The sequence below is a fragment of the Streptomyces sp. MMG1121 genome (assembly GCF_001280015.1).
Classification (GTDB): Bacteria; Actinomycetota; Actinomycetes; order Streptomycetales; family Streptomycetaceae; genus Streptomyces.
This window is the reverse complement of record NZ_LGDV01000141.1, coordinates 95799-111690: the sequence shown is the minus strand read 5'-3', so window position 1 is coordinate 111690 and position 15892 is coordinate 95799. Positions and strand designations below refer to the sequence as shown.

The 15892-nt window shown below is 72.9% G+C and carries 15 protein-coding genes; 10 read left to right on the top strand and 5 right to left on the bottom strand.

The features are described from left to right. The first annotated feature begins 2 nt into the window (after positions 1-2). Both ADK64_RS14630 and ADK64_RS14625 read left to right on the top strand, forming a co-directional pair. The gene (locus tag ADK64_RS14630) at positions 3-1361 is read left to right on the top strand and encodes a hypothetical protein (RefSeq protein ID WP_053658924.1); all 1359 of its coding nucleotides are present in this window, start codon (positions 3-5) and stop codon (positions 1359-1361) included. Positions 1362-1484: 123 nt separating this feature from the next. Next, on the top strand, positions 1485-2096 hold the full coding sequence (locus ADK64_RS14625; RefSeq protein ID WP_159046240.1) for a hypothetical protein: 612 nt from the start codon (positions 1485-1487) through the stop codon (positions 2094-2096). A 24-nt stretch (positions 2097-2120) separates the two neighbouring features. On the opposite strand, the gene ADK64_RS14620 is transcribed toward ADK64_RS14625, so the two are convergent. Further along, positions 2121-3614 carry a long-chain-fatty-acid--CoA ligase gene (locus ADK64_RS14620; RefSeq protein ID WP_053658920.1) on the bottom strand — a complete coding sequence of 498 codons (1494 nt, stop codon included), beginning with the start codon at positions 3612-3614 and terminating at the stop codon, positions 2121-2123. Between the two features lie 158 nt (positions 3615-3772). On the opposite strand from ADK64_RS14620, the gene ADK64_RS14615 reads away from it, so the two are divergent. Beyond that, positions 3773-4939, top strand: a complete 1167-nt coding sequence (locus tag ADK64_RS14615) for a PucR family transcriptional regulator (RefSeq protein ID WP_234384565.1) — start codon at positions 3773-3775, stop codon at positions 4937-4939. Here the strand turns inward: ADK64_RS14615 and ADK64_RS14610 are convergent. Continuing rightward, positions 4919-5695, bottom strand: a complete 777-nt coding sequence (locus ADK64_RS14610; protein ID WP_053658916.1) for a class I SAM-dependent methyltransferase — start codon at positions 5693-5695, stop codon at positions 4919-4921. The two genes, ADK64_RS14615 and ADK64_RS14610, sit on opposite strands and share 21 nt — an antisense overlap. A gap of 209 nt (positions 5696-5904) precedes the next feature. Here ADK64_RS14610 and ADK64_RS14605 point away from each other — a divergent pair, with 209 nt between their 5' ends. Further along, positions 5905-8433 (top strand): beta-L-arabinofuranosidase domain-containing protein, encoded by a 2529-nt coding sequence (locus ADK64_RS14605; protein WP_053658914.1) that lies wholly within the window; start codon positions 5905-5907, stop codon positions 8431-8433. A 919-nt stretch (positions 8434-9352) separates the two neighbouring features. On the opposite strand, the gene ADK64_RS14600 is transcribed toward ADK64_RS14605, so the two are convergent. Beyond that, the gene (locus ADK64_RS14600) at positions 9353-9913 is read right to left on the bottom strand and encodes an NADPH-dependent FMN reductase (RefSeq protein ID WP_053658912.1); all 561 of its coding nucleotides are present in this window, start codon (positions 9911-9913) and stop codon (positions 9353-9355) included. 100 nt (positions 9914-10013) lie between these two features. Beyond that, positions 10014-10568 (bottom strand): telomere-protecting terminal protein Tpg, encoded by a 555-nt coding sequence (gene tpg, locus ADK64_RS14595; RefSeq protein WP_053658910.1) that lies wholly within the window; start codon positions 10566-10568, stop codon positions 10014-10016. A 156-nt stretch (positions 10569-10724) separates the two neighbouring features. Here tpg and ADK64_RS14590 point away from each other — a divergent pair, with 156 nt between their 5' ends. From ADK64_RS14590 to ADK64_RS14570, 5 genes are all read left to right on the top strand, one after another. Continuing rightward, positions 10725-11687, top strand: coding sequence for a TIGR01777 family oxidoreductase (locus ADK64_RS14590; RefSeq protein WP_053658908.1), 963 nt, complete (start codon positions 10725-10727; stop codon positions 11685-11687). A gap of 106 nt (positions 11688-11793) precedes the next feature. Further along, the gene (locus ADK64_RS45885) at positions 11794-12084 is read left to right on the top strand and encodes a hypothetical protein (RefSeq protein ID WP_159046239.1); all 291 of its coding nucleotides are present in this window, start codon (positions 11794-11796) and stop codon (positions 12082-12084) included. A 58-nt stretch (positions 12085-12142) separates the two neighbouring features. Next, positions 12143-12877: a DUF2071 domain-containing protein gene (locus tag ADK64_RS14580; protein ID WP_053658904.1), complete on the top strand. Its 735-nt coding sequence runs from the start codon at positions 12143-12145 to the stop codon at positions 12875-12877. Between the two features lie 111 nt (positions 12878-12988). Next, positions 12989-13903 carry a TIGR01777 family oxidoreductase gene (locus ADK64_RS14575; RefSeq protein ID WP_053658902.1) on the top strand — a complete coding sequence of 305 codons (915 nt, stop codon included), beginning with the start codon at positions 12989-12991 and terminating at the stop codon, positions 13901-13903. Between the two features lie 112 nt (positions 13904-14015). Next, positions 14016-14885 carry a class II glutamine amidotransferase gene (locus ADK64_RS14570; RefSeq protein WP_053658900.1) on the top strand — a complete coding sequence of 290 codons (870 nt, stop codon included), beginning with the start codon at positions 14016-14018 and terminating at the stop codon, positions 14883-14885. 189 nt (positions 14886-15074) lie between these two features. On the opposite strand, the gene ADK64_RS14565 is transcribed toward ADK64_RS14570, so the two are convergent. After that, on the bottom strand, positions 15075-15440 hold the full coding sequence (locus tag ADK64_RS14565) for a hypothetical protein (protein WP_053658898.1): 366 nt from the start codon (positions 15438-15440) through the stop codon (positions 15075-15077). An 82-nt stretch (positions 15441-15522) separates the two neighbouring features. Here ADK64_RS14565 and ADK64_RS14560 point away from each other — a divergent pair, with 82 nt between their 5' ends. Further along, entirely contained in the window at positions 15523-15756 is a 234-nt protein-coding gene (locus tag ADK64_RS14560) for a hypothetical protein (protein ID WP_234384564.1), read from the top strand. Positions 15757-15892 lie beyond the last annotated feature (136 nt).

Below are 15892 nucleotides of genomic sequence, written 5' to 3'. Positions count from 1 at the left end.
GTGTGATCCGCTTCCTCCACCGCGACCTGCGCCGCGACCTGTACGCCGTCATCGCCGCCGCCCTGCTCGTGACGACGGCCGTCCTGGTCGGCCGGCACATCCAGGACACCCGCCGCACCCTGTTCGTGCACTGGCCGCCGATCTTCGCCGACTGGGACCCGCACGTCGGGCCCGGCACCCCGGCGGCGCTGGCGGTGGCGGCGGCCACCGTGGCGTACGGCCCGGCGCTCGCCGCGCGCCTGCCCTGGCGGGCGCTGCTCGCGGCGGCCTGGGCGGCCGCGCTGGCCTGGATCCTCTCCCTCGCCCTGGTCGACGGCTGGCAGCGGGGCATCGCGGGCAGGCTGACCACGACCAACGAGTACCTCCGGGTCATCGGCCGCTTCCACGACATCCCCGCCACCTTGCGCGACTTCACCCACCACATCGTCAGCGGCACCCCCGACCCCTGGCCCGCGCACATCGCCGGCCACCCGCCGGCCGCCACGCTCACCTTCGTCCTGCTGGACCGCATCGGGCTGCACGGGGGCGGCTGGGCGGGGATGTGGGTCATCGTGGTCGGGGCGACGGGGTGTGCGGCCGTGCTGATCGCCCTGCGCGCGCTGACCGACGAGACGCTCGCGCGGCGGGCCGCGCCGTTCCTCGTCCTGGCCCCGGCCGCGGTGTGGCAGGGCGTCTCCGCCGACGGCTATTTCGCCGCCGTCGCCGCCTGGTCCGTGGCCCTGCTCGCCCTCGCCGTGACCCGACGGTCCCTGTGGTGCGCGGCGGCCTCGGGCCTGCTGTTCGGCCTGACCTGCTATCTCTCCTACGGCCTCACGCTGTTCGCCCTGATCGGCGTGGCGGTGCTCGTGCTCGGCCGGGCCGGACTGCGCGAACGCCCCGTCCTGCTGCTGCCCCTGCTCGCCGGACTGGCCGTGTTCCCCGTGGTGTTCACGCTGGCCGGGTTCAACTGGTGGGAGGCCTATCACCTGCTCATCACGCGCTACTACCAGGGCGTGGGCGGCACCCGCCCCTACGGCTACTGGGTGTGGGCCAACCTCGCCTGCACCGTGGTCATCACCGGCCTGGCCACGTCGGCGGGCCTGCGCCGCACGAGCGCCGTACTGCTCACGAGCCGCGGCCCTGGGACCACCCGGCCCGGTTCCGCGCGGATCCGCCTCGCGCTGCTCGTGACAGCGGCCCTGCTCACCCTGCTGATCGCCGACCTGTCCGGCATGAGCAAGGCGGAGACGGAACGCATCTGGCTGCCCTTCGCCCTGTGGCTGCTCCCGGCCTGCTCCCTCCTGACCCACCCCCGCGCCTGGCTGTCCGCACAGGCCGTACTCGCCCTTCTCGTCAACCACCTGCTCCTGACGGGCTGGTGAGAGGCGGGGGCACCGGTCCGTCCCATCGGCCTCGGCCTTCGACGCCCCCGGTCGAGGCAGCTTGTCCAGCCGGGCGCGCCGCAACCGGACAGCCCGCTCTCACGTCCTCTGCCAGGGGTGTTCATGACAGAGGACGCAGACGGGGAAGACATCGGGACCCGGCCGCGATGGCTCGCCGCGGCGCTGCCCGGCGCGGCGGCCGCGGCCCTGTACGCCTGGGCCCACTGGTGTCTCGTGAGCGCCTCGGCGCCGTCGACCGGGGTCGCGGTGGTGGCCGGCGCGGTGCTGGTCGGCTGTGCCTGTGCGGTGTACTTCGCGCTGGTCAGCGGGAGCGGCGGACTGTTCGGCGCGCTCTTCCTGGCCATCGGCCCGCTCATGGTGGCAGCCACGGCGGACCAGTTGGTGCAGCGCACCGCGTCGGCGACCTGTGTCGTACGGGCGGTGCACGACAGGAAGATCGCGGCCTTCGGCGAGGACGGCATCGCGAAGACCGTCTACCGCCTCGCGCTGGACTGTCCCGGCGGATACCCCACCGAGATCAACAGCGACCGGCGCATCGCGTCCGAGGGCAGGCGGGTCCACGTCGCCTACGACCCCAGGCACCGGGTGGCGCCGATCGCGGGAGAGCCGAACACACCGTGGAAGCCTGGCGTGGGCGCCGTCGTCCTCCTGCTCGCCGCCACGGCGTTCGCCGCCCGCAGGCGGGTCCCGGCCGGCCCGTCACAGTTCTCCTGACGCCGGGCCGGCCGGGGTTCCGGCTCAGGACGCCGGCGCGGTGATCTCGCGCTTGAGGATCTTGCCGCTGGGGCCCATCGGCAGCGCGTCCGTCAGCCAGAGGCGGCGCGGGTACTTGTAGGCGGCGACCCGGTCCCGGACGAACTGCTGCAACTCCGCGGTGTCCGCCCGGGCTCCCGGGCGCAGCACCACCGCGGCCGCCACCTCCTCGCCGAGCCGCTCGTCGGGCACACCGAGGACCGCGGCGAGGGCGACGGCGGGGTGCTCGTGCAGGACCTCCTCGATCTCGCGCGGGTAGACGTTGTAGCCGCCGCGGATGATCAGGTCCTTCTTGCGGTCGACGATGTAGAGGAAGCCGTCCTCGTCCCGGCGGGCCAGGTCGCCGGTGCGCAGCCAGCCGTCGGGGATCGTGGCGGCCGTGTCCTCGGGGCGGTTCCAGTACCCCTTCATCACGTTGGGCCCGCGCACGGCCAGTTCACCGACCTCGCCCGTCGCGACGTCCCGGCCGGTGGCGTCGAGCAGCCGGACCTCCACATCGCGGATGGGCGTGCCGACGGAACCGGGCTTGCGGGGGCGGTCGGGGTGGTTGAACGAGACGACCGGGCTGGTCTCGGACATGCCGAAGCCCTCCAGCACCATGCAGCCGAAGCGCCGCTCGAACCCGTGCAGGACCTCCACCGGCAGCGAGGCGCCGCCCGAGACACACATACGCAGGCTGGACATGTCGGCCCCGGTGGCGCCCGGGTGCTGGAGCAGCGCCGCGTACATGGTGGGCACGCCCTCGAAGACGGTGGCCCGGTCGCGGGCGATGGCGTCGAGCACCGTGCCCGGCTCGAAGCGGGGGACGAGGGTGAGCGAGGCGCCGCTGCGGACGGCGACGTTCATCGTGCAGGTCTGCCCGAAGATGTGGAACAGCGGCAGACAGCCGACGATCACGTCCTCGGAGGTCAGCCGCTGGACCTCGGTGACGTTGACCTCGGTGTTGTGGCGCAGCCCGGCGTGGGTGAGCGCGGCGCCCTTGGGGTGGCCGGTGGTGCCGGAGGTGTAGAGCAGTACGGCGACGTCGTCGCCGGCGGCGGGCGTGACCTCGAACTGCGGCTCCAGGCGGGCCAGTTCGGTGGCGAGGGCGGCGGGTTCGACCGACAGGTGGCGCACGCCCGCGGCGGCCGCGCCCGCGGCGCCCTCGCCCGGCGCCCGATGCCACTCCAAGAGCAGCACGGCGCCGGAGTCGCGCAGGTGATAGGCGGTCTCGCGCTCCTTGAGCAGCGGGTTCATCGGCACCACGATGCCGCCGGCGCGCAGGACGGCGTAGTACAGGACGACGAACTCGGGCACGTTGGGCAGCATCAGCGCGACCCGGTCGCCGGTGCGCAGGCCCTCGGTGCGCAGCAGGGCGGCGGCCTGGGCGCTCAGCCGGTCCAGCTCGGCGTAGGTGGTGGTCGCCGTCCCCAGCCGCAGCGCCGGGCGGTCGGGCAGGCGCCGCGCCGTGTCCACCAGAAAGTCCGCCAGATTGGCCATGATGCCTCCTCGCACCCCTGCTCCCGGCACTCACGGGTCCCGCCGCGAGCGCTCACGGCATGCTCGCGTGCACGCTCGCGCGCGTCCATGGCCACGCCCACAGTCCATGCCGTCCGGTGTTGTTCCGCAGAACAAACGGGCCACCGTACGCTGCGCACATGAGTCTGCAGAATGTGGGCGCGGCGTTGCGTGCGCGCCTTCCGGAGCTGGGCGAGCGGATGACCGAGCGCATCCGGACGGAGGTCGAGTCGTACGCGGACGACGCGCTCATCCCCTTCGCGTCGCTTCGGGAGTCCTGCGCGGACAACGCCGATCTGCTCCTGTGCCGTTTCGCCTTCGGCACCGAACCGGACGTGGGGGCCGCGCTGCAGACCGGGCGTCTGCGCGCGGAGCAGGGCGTACCCCTCGCGGACACACTGCACGCCTATCGGGTCGGTTTCGAGCTGTTCTGGTCGGAGGTGGTCGACGAGGCGCGTCGGCACCCGGAGGTCACGGACGCCGAGCTGGTGGTCGGTTCGTCGGAGGTCTGGGCCCTGTTCGGCCGGTACGCGGAGGCGGTGGCGGCCGCCTACCGCGAGACCAGCGCGGAGCTGGCGCTGCAACGCGAGGCGCGCCGTTCGGCGTTGGCCGAGGCGCTGTTCACGGGCGCGCTCGCGGATCGTACGACGCCGTGGGAGGCGGCCCGGCAGCTCGGTCTGCCGGAGCGGGGCCCGTACGCGGTCGTGGCCGCCGACGTGCCGGATCCCGGTCAGGAGCCACTGCCCGGCATCGAGGCGGCACTGCGCCGCTTCGGGGTGTCGTCGGTCTGGCGGCTGCTGCCCGACCAGCAGATCGGGCTGGTCTCGCTCGCGCACCGGGACGCCGAGCCGGAGAGCCTGCGGGCGCTGCGCAGGCGCCGCGCCCGGGTCGGGGTCAGCCCCCGGTTCGACTCACTGCGGGACACACCGCAGGCGCTGCGGTTCGCCCGGCTGGCCCTGGCCGGGCTGCCCGGCGACGGTCCGGGGGTCACGCTCTTCGACGACAGCCCGCTGGCCATGCTGGTCGCCGCGGCCCCGGCGGAGGCGAGCCGGCTGGTCGAGGTCGCCCTGGGGCCGGTCCTCGCCCTGCCGGAGGCGGAGCGGGCGCGGCTGCTGCGCACGCTCGGGCACTGGTTCACCGCGGGCGGCGCGGCCACCGAGGCGGCGGAGCGTCTCTTCGTCCACCCGAACACCGTGCGCTACCGGCTGCGCCGCATCGAGGAGTTGACGGGCCGCCCGCTCTCGGACCCGGCCGCGCTGGCCGACCTGGGCGCGGCCCTGTACGCGCTACGGCTGCTGCCGCGCTGAGGACGCGCCGGGCCACTGCTTCACCGGGATCCGGTAGACGGACACATGGGAGCGGGAGTCGGCGGTGAATTCCGCGCCGTCCCAGTCCGCGTGCCGCGACTCACGCTCGAATCCGGCCAGTTGGGCCATGAGGTCGAGTTCTGCGGGCCAGATGTAGCGGTGCGGGCTGCGCCGGAGCCGGGCCTGCTCGGTGGCGCCGAAGTGGAAGTGGTGCGATACGACACGCTGGTTGAGGACGTCGTAGGTGTCCAGCCCGACGTAGCCGGCGTCGACCTGCCAGACGGTGGCCGCCCTGCCCGGCGGAAGCGTACGCAGCTCGGGCACCCACAGCTCGACCACGAACCGGCCGCCGGGGGTGAGATGGCGGGCGGCGTTGCGGAAGCACTCGACCTGCTCGGCCTGGGTGAGCAGATTGGAGATCGTGTTGTACACGAGGTAGACGAGGCTGTACGTCCCCGGGGCCGTGGTCGTCGCCATGTCGCCGATGACCACGGGGATCGCCGCTTCGCCGGCCTTGGTCCGCAGCCGCTCCACCATCGGCTCGGACAGCTCGATGCCGGTAACGGGGACTCCGTGCCCGGCGAGCGGGACGGCGACCCGTCCGGTCCCGATCGCGAACTCCAGCGCCGCTCCCCCGTCCGCCAGCTCGGCCAGACGCGTCACCGTGGGCGCCAGGACGTCGGGCGCGAACATACCGGTACCGGGCGTGTCGTAGCTCCGCGCGACGGCGGCGTCCCAGACCCCCTCCTGTTCCATGGCGTCAACTCTGGCCGCTGACACAGGAGTTGTCGACCTCTTATCGGCCTCCTCGCTGCCGCCTCCCCCGTGCCATTGACACCAGGAGCCAGTCCTCTACGGTGGATCTCCGCACAGCATGTCGCACAGCTTTCGATATCTCGAACGAGCAGTCAGCGGGGCAGGGGCCGGGAGTCCCCGCCTCATGCCATCGACATGCGGAGGACTTCGTGACCCCACCCCTCGGCAGACGGTTCTTCCTGACCGCCGCCGGCGCGACCGCAGCCGCCCTGACGGTGACGGACGCCGGTGCCGCCCAGGCGGCACCGCGCCGCACCGGATCACCGCACCTGCGGGCCACCCGCGTAGCGCCGTTCCCGCTCGGCGCGGTGACCCTGCTGGCCGGGCCCTTCCAGGACAACCAGCGCCGCAACACCGCCTATCTGCGCTTCGTCGACATCGACCGGCTGCTGCACACCTTCCGGCTGAACGTGGGACTGTCCAGCACCGCCCAGCCCTGCGGCGGCTGGGAGGCGCCGACCGTCGAGCTGCGCGGGCACTCCACCGGACATCTGCTCTCCGGGCTCGCCCTCACCTACGCCAACACGGGCGACACGGCGCTGCGCGACAAGGGCCGCGCCCTCGTCCCCGCCCTGGCCGCCTGCCAGGCCGCGTCACCGTCGGCCGGATACGGCAAGGGCTACCTGTCGGCGTTCCCGGAGAGCTTCTTCGACCGGCTGGAGGCCGGGACCGGTGTGTGGGCGCCGTACTACACCCTGCACAAGATCATGGCGGGGCTGGTCGACCAGTACCGGCTGGCCGGGAACGACCAGGCCCTCGATGTGGTGCTCCAGCTGGGCGAGTGGGTCAACGGCCGTACGGGCAAACTGAGTCACGCACAGATGCAGCGGGTACTGGAGACCGAGTTCGGCGGGATGAACGACGTCCTCGCCGATCTGCACGCGCTCACCGGGGACGCCGTCTGGCTGGAGGTCGCCGAACGCTTCACCCACGCCCGGGTCTTCGACCCCCTGGCCGCCGGCGAGGACCGGCTCGCCGGGCTGCACGCCAACACCCAGATCCCGAAGATGGTCGGCGCGCTGCGCCTGTGGCAGGAGGGCCTGCCCGACCGCTACCGCACCATCGCCCAGAACTTCTGGCAGATCGTCACCGGTCACCACTCGTACGTCATCGGCGGCAACAGCAACGGCGAGGCCTTCCACGAACCCGACGTCATCGCGGGCCAGTTGTCCAACGGCACGTGCGAGAACTGCAACAGCTACAACATGCTCAAGCTGACCCGACTGCTGCACTTCGAGGACCCGGACCGCACCGACCTCCTCGACTACTACGAGCGCACCCTGTTCAACCAGATGCTCGGCGAACAGGACCCGGACGCGGCACACGGCTTCGACATCTACTACACCGGGCTCGGCCCCGGCTCCTTCAAACAGCAGCCGTCCTTCATGGGCACGGACCCGAACGCCTACTCCACCGACTACGACAACTTCTCCTGCGACCACGGCACCGGCATGGAGACGCAGGCGAAGTTCGCGGACACCATCTACACGCACGACGGACAGCGGCTGCTGGTCAACCTGTTCGTCCCGTCCCAGGTGCACTGGCAGGAGCAGGGGATCACCTGGCGGCAGACCACCCGGCTGCCCGACACCGCCTCGACGGTCCTCACGGTCACCGCCGGGCAGGCGCGGCACGAGCTGCTGGTCCGCGTCCCGGCCTGGGCCGCCGGGACACGCGTCAAGCTGAACGGCCGTACGCTCACGGACCGCTCGGTCGTCGGCAGGTGGCTGAGCCTCGACCGCGCCTGGAAGACCGGCGACCAGGTCGAGATCGCCCTGCCGATGCGGACGCGTGTCGAGGCGACTGCGGACGACCCCGACGTCCAGGCGGTGCTGCACGGTCCGGTGGTGCTGGCCGGGGCGTACGGCACGACGCAGAGCCGCTCGATGCCCCGGCTCGACACGGGCACGATCCGGCAGACCTCGGCCGACCCCCTGCGGTTCACGGCGACGGCCGACAAGGAGACGGTGACGCTGCTGCCCATCGCACGCGTCCATCACCAGTACTACAACGTCTACTGGCTGACCGGCCAACCGCCCTCCCCGCCACCGGAGTTCGCCGCCTGGTACCGCTTCGACGAGACCTCCGGCACGACGGCCGCGGACGCCACCGGGAACGGGAGGACGGCGACCCTCACCGGCGGCGCCTCCTGGGCCCGGGGACATCTCTCCGGCGCCGTGGCCCTGGACGGCACGGACGGGCATGTCGTCGTCGCGGACGACCTGTTGGCAGGCGCGTCCGCCTATTCGGTCGCCACCTGGGTGAACCTCACCGGCCAACCGGCCGCCTGGAGCCGGATCTTCGACTTCGGCACCGGCGTCAGCGTCAACATGTTCCTCACCCCGCTGAGCGACGCCGGGACGCTGCGCTACGCCATCACCACGAGCGGCGGAGGAGCGGAGCAGCGCATCGACGCCGGCCCGCTGCCGACCGACCGCTGGGTCCATGTGGCCGTCACCTACGGGTCCGGCACGGCCGTGCTGTACGTCGACGGCCGTGAAGCGGGCCGGAACACGGCGGTCGACGTCGAGCCCCGCGACTTCGGCAACCACATCCGGGCCGCGTACATCGGCAGGTCGCAGTACCCGGACCCGTATCTGAAGGCGACGGTCGACGACTTCCGCGTCCACGGCAGGACACTGACCGCGGCCGAGGTCGCGGCCCTGGCCGCCTCCTAGCGGACGCGCGACGGCTACCCGGGTTCCCCTGCCCGGCGGGAGAGATGGTGACGGTACGCAGAGACGGCCGGAGGGCGACCCGGCGGCAGGCGCTCGCGCCCGGCCCGGCGGCGGCCCGGCGGGCGAGCGGTCCTTCGACGAGGGCCGGCTGTTCCTGCGCGGCGACGCCGACGGCGCCGAGTCGCCCGGGTACGACCACGGCTCCGGGCGGCGCCACGAGCGATCCCTCCTGCTGGTGCTCAGGGACCCGGACCCGGACCCGAACGCGCCCGCGGCTCCGCGGGGGATCGGCCCGTGCGCCCCGCGGCGTCGTGGAGTTGCGTCGATGCCGACGACGGGCGCTGCCACCTGGGACTGCCTGGGCGAGTCCGGCACCGGCAAGACACCGACGGCGCCCGAGGACACGGCCGCGGGCAGCGACCACCAGGGCGTCGTGCCGGGCTGTGGAGCTTCTGGTGGTGCCACTTCGACGAACCGACCGGCGGACCTGGGGCGCCGGGACCGGCCGCCCCATGACCGTGCACGTCCGCACACCGGGAGGTCCGTGCCAACTCATTCTCGGCGGAAAGGAGTTCGCGCCGACCTCTCCCGAACGGGCCATGGCCATCTGCACCGCGCCCCGCCCACCGGGCGGGGTTGACGGCGGTGGCCCACCGCGACGGCCGGGGAGACCGGCCGCACCCCACTCACCGCGGTGGGCGCCCCGGCCGCCCTGCGCCCCGCCCCGGACGCCCATGCCCTCGCCACGAGCCGAAGCCGCGACGACCTGGCCCACGCGTACGCGAAGGTCACGGACCACCGGGGCCGGGTCGTACCCGACGCGAGGGCCCCGGTGGCCTTCGACGTGACGGGTGCGACGCGAAGGGACCGCGCCGCCTCACCCTCTCCGCGAGCACCCCGGGCCTGCGCCCGACCACGCTCACGCCGCCGGTGACGAAGGCCCGACACGTTCCGCCAACTGCCGCAGAACGCCGCCGAGTTGGCGTCGCGCCGCGGAGTCGGCGAGGAGTCCGTCGTCGCCGATCAGATCCCGGCTCACCGGAATCCGCACGCAGGCGGGCTCCACGATGTCGGCACCGGTGTAGCCGAGCACGGTACGCAGCGTGGCCTCGGCGCCCTGGCCACGCCCGGGCGCGGCCGCGTTGACCCAGGCCGACGGCGTGTCACAGATCTCGGTGCCCCCGACCGTCCAGTCCAGCAGGTTCTTGAAGGCACCCGGCAGCGTGCCGGCGTACTCGGGGGTGCAGATCAGGATGCCGTCCGCACGGTCGAGGGCGGCCCGCAGCCCGGCGACCGGGGCCGGCAACGGGTCGGTGTCGTCATCGGGGTTGAAGTGCGGAAGCCGGGCCAGGTCCTCGTACAGGACGGTGTCCACCCCGACGGAAGGCGCCACGACCTGGGCGGTCCGCAGCACGACCTCGTTGGAGGAGCCCTTGCGCAGACTCCCGGACAGCAAGAGGATGATCGGCATCGACGTCATCCGCTCAGCCTAGGGGCACCGGGCCGAAGCCGAGGAGCCGTCCAACCCGCTCAGCACTCCGAAGGACCGGCGCCGCCCGCCCGTCAGCCGAGTACGGCGCTCAGAGGGAGATGTCGATGTCCTCGACGTCGGTGAACTCCACCAGCAGGCCCTGCGCGCGCCGGCCGGCGTCGCGGAAGTACATCTCCCCCAGTCCCTGGGCCGCGATCTCCTGCAACTGGGCCTCGGTGGCGCCCCGGTCCCGGGCGGCGAACAGACGCTCGGCCCAGCGGGGCGGCAGGGCCTGGGTGATGTGGCGGAGCCGGGCGTCGTCCGTGGTTCCCGGCGCCGCGGTGAAGCCGAACCGGGCGCGCGCCGAGACGACGATGCCCTCCGCCGTGGCCGCCCGGTCCTTGGCCCGCGCCCGCACCTGGGGCTGCCAGCGCTGTCTGACCTCGCGCTCCAGCCGCGCGGCGAGATCCTTGCGCGGGTGCTTGAGCGTCCCGACCACGTACCGCTCCACGGTGCGCTGCGAGACACCCAGCAGCTCGGCGGCCGGCCGTGTGCCCTTGAGCTGCTTGACCAGATACCTCATCTGGGCCTGCGCGGACTTGGGGACGGAACGGGTGAACGCCGCTTCCAGCGCCCGGTCCAAGCTCTCCCCGACGGTGTCCACGACCGCTCCTCTCGACCTCGGGACGACCCGGTGCCGGTCGTCTCGCGGGTCAGCCTATGCGACGGAACCACCTCCCGAGGCCGCGCACGCCGCACTCTCTTTTGAACGCGTTCAAAAGAGGGTTACGCTGTGCCCGACGCACACAGAGGGGGCACGATGAAGGTGGTTCTGCCCGGGGGAACCGGACAGGTGGGCACGGTACTCGACCGTGCGCTGACGGCGGCCGGTCATGAGGTCACGGTGCTGACCAGGCACCCGGAGCGCGAGCGCCACGTCCAGTGGGACGGTGTCACCCTGGGCCCGTGGACCGAGGCGGTCGACGGCTGCGACGTCGTCGTCAACCTGGCCGGTCGCAGCGTCTCCTGCCGCTACACCCCGGAGAACCTGCGGGCCATGATGGACTCCCGGGTGGACTCCGCGCGGGTGGTCGGCGAGGCGATCGCCGCGGCCGAACGGCCCCCGCGGGTCTGGCTGCAGATGAGCACCGCGACGATCTACGCCCACCGCTTCGACGCGGCACACGACGAGGGCACGGGGGTGATCGGCGGCTCGGAGGCCGACGTGCCGGGCTACTGGGGCTACAGCGTCGAGATCGCGAAGAACTGGGAGCGCGCGCAGCGCGAGGCGCCGACGCCGGCCACGCGGAAGGTGGCGCTGCGCGCGGCGATGGTGATGAGCCCGGACCGCGGTGGCGTCTTCGACGTGCTGCTGGGCCTGGCCCGGCTGGGGCTGGGCGGCCCCGTCGCGGGCGGTGCGCAGTACGTCTCCTGGATCCATGACGAGGACTTCGTCCGCGCGGTGGAGTTCCTGGTCGACCGGGACGACATCGACGGTCCGGTGAACCTGGCCTCTCCCGGCCCGCTCCCCCAGCGGGACCTCATGCGGACCCTGCGCACGGCCTCGGGCGTTCCGTTCGGGCTGCCGGCGACGCGGTGGATGGCGGAACTGGGCGCGTTCGCGCTCCGCTCGGACACCGAACTGCTGCTCAAGAGCCGCCGGGTGGTTCCGGGGCGGCTGCGGGAGGCGGGGTTCGAGTTCACCCGTCCCACGTGGGAGTCGGCCGCCGCGGATCTCGTCCGGCGGCGCCGGGGCGGGACGTCTCGCGGCGGTCCCCGGTGAGTTCGCGCGCCCCGACGGCGGCGGGCGCCTCCTGCTCCTCGCGGGCGAGGCCCGACCCCTGGATCTTCTCCAGGGCCGTCCGCGGCCGCGCCGGACCGGTGCTCGGATGCGGCGTGAGACGGGGCAGCGGGCCGCCCCGGAGCACCAGCTCGGCCGGTCCGACGCAGAGGGCCGGCGGGCCTCGCCCACGCCGGTGCACGCCGAGCCCCGGGTACGCGGGCGCGTACTCCGGCTTCCCGCGCCACGCGGAGGCGGCCGTCGCCCGGTACGGCCCGGACACCGCACCAACCTGGTGGGGGCCGGTCGGCGGGGCGTCATCAGCGGCCGGGAGAACGCGATCATCGAGGTCGCGCGGGACCCGGCGGGCCGAGCCTTGGCCCAGGCTCCGCCGGAGTGACAGCAGGGCTTGCGAGCGCCCCCGGTCCAGCGGGATCCGGAGGCACGAGAGGGGAATCATGCGGCAGCCGCGCCTGTCCAGCGTCGTCGAACGGCGGCTTCTGGTGAACTACCGGGTCGACCCGGATGCCGCCGCCCGGCTGCTCCCGGCGCCGCTGCGCCCCCAGGTGGTACGCGGCCACGCGGTCGCCGGTATCTGCCTGCTGCGCCTGGGGCAGGTCCGGCCGGTCTGGGCGCCCCGGGCGTTCGGGCTGCGCAGCGAGAACGCGGCGCATCGGATCGCCGTCGAGTGGGACGGACCGGACGGGGTCAGGACCGGTGTCTACATCCCACGCCGTGACACCGGTTCTCGGGTCAACGCCTGGGCCGGCGGCCGGGTCTTCCCCGGGGAACACGGCCGCGCCGACTTCGAGGTGCACGAGACCCCCGACGCGGTGCGGGTCGCGCTCGCGGCCCGGGACGGCGGCACCCGGGTGGACGTCACCGTCGAGCCGGCCGACGAGCTGCGGGACAGCGAGTTGTTCGCCGGTCTCGCCGAGGCCTCCCGCTTCTTCCAGGACGGCTCGAAGGGCTTCTCCCCGGCCAGTTCCGGCCCTCGCCTGGACGGCATGGAACTCCACACCGACGCCTGGCACGTGGCGGCCGGCCGGGTGCGCTCGGCCACGTCGTCCTTCTTCGACGACCCGGACCGCTTCCCACCCGGGACCGCGACCCTGGACTGCGCCCTGATCATGCGCGACGTCCCCGCGAGTTGGCGCCCGCTGCCCGCCCCGGGCGCCCGCATCGCCGGCTGACCGCCCGGCGGCCCAGCCAGCTTTACTTGAACTTACAAGCACTCGGTGTATCGTCCGTCGTGATTCACCTGTGGATCACGAGAACCGCCCACGCCTCCTCAGGAGGACGCCATGCGCGTCGCGATCACCGGGTCCACCGGACTCATCGGCTCCGCTCTCGTCCGGTCGCTGCTCGCGGACGGCCACCAGGTCGTCCGGCTCGTCCGCGACCGGTCCGCCGCCGCGCCTTCTGACGGCAGCGAGTCCGCCCGCTGGGACCCGGTCGCGGGGCGGGTCCAGCCCGGCGCGCTGGACGGTGTCGAGGCCGTCGTCCACCTCGCCGGCGCGGGAGTCGGGGACAGACGGTGGACGGCGGCCTACAAGCGGGCGATCCGCGACAGCCGGATCCGTGGCACCGCGACCATCGCCCGGGCTTGTGCCGAATCCGCCGTCCCACCCCGCGTTCTGGTGTCCGCGTCCGCGACCGGCTACTACGGCGACACCGGCGAGCGGATCATCGACGAGAGCGACCCGGCCGGGAACGACTTCCTGTCCTGCGTCTGCGTCGAGTGGGAGGCGGCCGCCGATCCGGCGCGGCAGTCCGGCGTCCGCGTGGTGCACCCGCGCACCGGTCTCGTGGTCTCGGCCGGGGGCGGCGCCTTCGGCCGTCTCCTCCCGCTCTTCCGTCTCGGCCTGGGCGGCCGGCTCGGCTCCGGCGACCAGTACTGGCCGTTCATCTCGCTGACGGACCACGTCGCGGCGCTCCGCTTCGCCCTCGACACCGAGGACCTCGCGGGCCCCGTCAACTTCACCGCTCCCGAGCCGACGACGAACCGCGAGGTCACCCGGGCACTGAGCCGCGCCCTGCACCGCCCGGCGCTCGCGGCCGTCCCCGCTCTCGCCCTGCGCGCGGTGCTGGGCGAGTTCGCGGGAAGCATCACCTGCAGCGCCCGCGTCGTCCCCTCGGCCCTGGAGAGGGCCGGCTTCGCCTTCGCCCACCCGACGATCGGCAAGGCGCTCGACTCGGTACTCCGTGCGGACGATTGAGGTTGCGGGCGGCGAGTGCGGGAACGGCCCTCGCGCGGGACCATGGTCGTCCAGCCGTACGGTGACGGGTCCCTGCGGAGGACCGGCGCCGAGGCGCGACAAGGAGGACGTCGTGTGCCGACTGTTCGGACTGACCAGCTCTCCCCACCGCACACACGCCACGTTCTGGCTGCTGGACGCCCCCGACAGCCTCAGCGCGCAGAGCCACCGCGAACCCGACGGCACAGGGCTGGGGTACTTCGACGCGGACGGGACCCCGGAAGTGCACAAGGCACCGATCGCCGCCTACGCGGACCGCGCCTTCGCCGAGGAGGCCCGGGAGGTCGAGTCGGCCACCTTCCTCGCCCACATCCGGTACGCCTCGACCGGCGGCCTGGACGTACGCAACACGCACCCCTTCGAGCAGCAGGGGCGGTTGTTCGCGCACAACGGTGTCATCGAAGGGCTTCAGGAACTCGACCGTCACCTGGGCGAGGACCGGTCCCTGGTGCACGGCGACACCGACTCCGAGCGCTTCTTCGCCCTGGTCACACGGGAGACGGCGGCGCACGGCGGTGACGTGTCCGCCGGCCTCGTCGCCGCGGCACGCTGGGTCGCCGAGCACCTCCCGCTGTACGCCCTCAACATCATCCTCATCACCGCCGGCGAACTGTGGGCCCTGCGCTACCCCGCCACCCACGAGCTGTACGTCCTGCGGCGCCCGGCAGGCGGCCACCACGGCTCGCGCCACCTGGACCACGCCGGCCGGGACGGCCATCTGCGCGTCCGCTCGGCACGGCTGAGCGCACTGCCCTCCGTCGTGGTGGCCAGCGAGCCCATGGACGACAACCCGCTCTGGCGGCTGATGGACCCCGGCGAACTCCTCCACGTCGGCCCCGACCTGCACCCCACGTCGCACCTCGCCCTGCCCGACCCGCCGGCCCACCCCCTCACCCTGTCCGACCTCCAGCCCACCGCAGCCGCCTCACAACGCCCCGCCTAGCGCTCCGGGGGCGGGCGTGCACGCAAGCGCCTCGACGTCGACGTCGTAGCGGTCGATGAGTCGTAGCGGTCGATGAGTTGTGGTGGTCGATGAGTTGTGGTGGTCGGTGAGTTGTGGTGGTCGGTGAGTCGTGGTGGTCGGTGAGTCGTGGTGGTCGGTGAAGAGACGGTCCGCCGCACGGACCCGCTCTCAGATCCGGTCGGTCAGGTCCTCCGCGTACACCTGCGACAGCGGCTGCGGACCGACGTACCGCTGACAGTTGCACGTGCCGGCCTCGTAGCGCAGCGGCTTCTTGTTCTCGTCCCACGCCGTCGGGACCTCGACGCGCTCGTGGCAGCGGCCCTGCTGGTCGTGCTTGGCCAGATGGTGCGTGCACCCGCAGACGGGTTCCGGCGCCCGATCCGCCGCTTCGACGGCAAGGCGCTCCTGCCTGGCCGCCTCCATCACCTCCAGCTTCCGTTCGTGCCGGTTCCGCAGCGCGGTGCGCACGGTGTCGCCGAGCCAGGCGAAGCCGCCCGTCCAGAAGAGGATCAGCACCCACCACAACCAGTTCATCCGTCTCATTCCCCCTGTGTGTCGTACACATAGTGACCCGGTTCACCGGCTCAAAACTTGCGCAACCCTTAAACTGTCTGCCGTGGAGACTACCGAAGTGACGGGGTGGCAGACCGCGGTGCTCGTGGGCGGGCCGGCGGACGGTGTGCGCATGAAAGTCTCCGGCCGGCCGCGTGTGATCCAGGTGACATGTCCCTGCGAGCTGGAGGCCGCCTCACCCGGCGGGATACGCGCGGAAGCCGTGCACCTGTACCGCCGCGACTACGGCGTCACCACCGAGCCCCTGCGGTACGGCTTCGACATCGCCAGTCCCTGAGCGGCGCGGCGGCCGCCCCGGCACCGGCGCCATGGCATCGCACCTCGGCAGTCCGGACCGTATGCGGAGCCGGGAAGTGGGAGCTTCCCGGCTCTTTCGTGCGTTGCGGAGGCTGACCTGATCATTTGATGTGCGC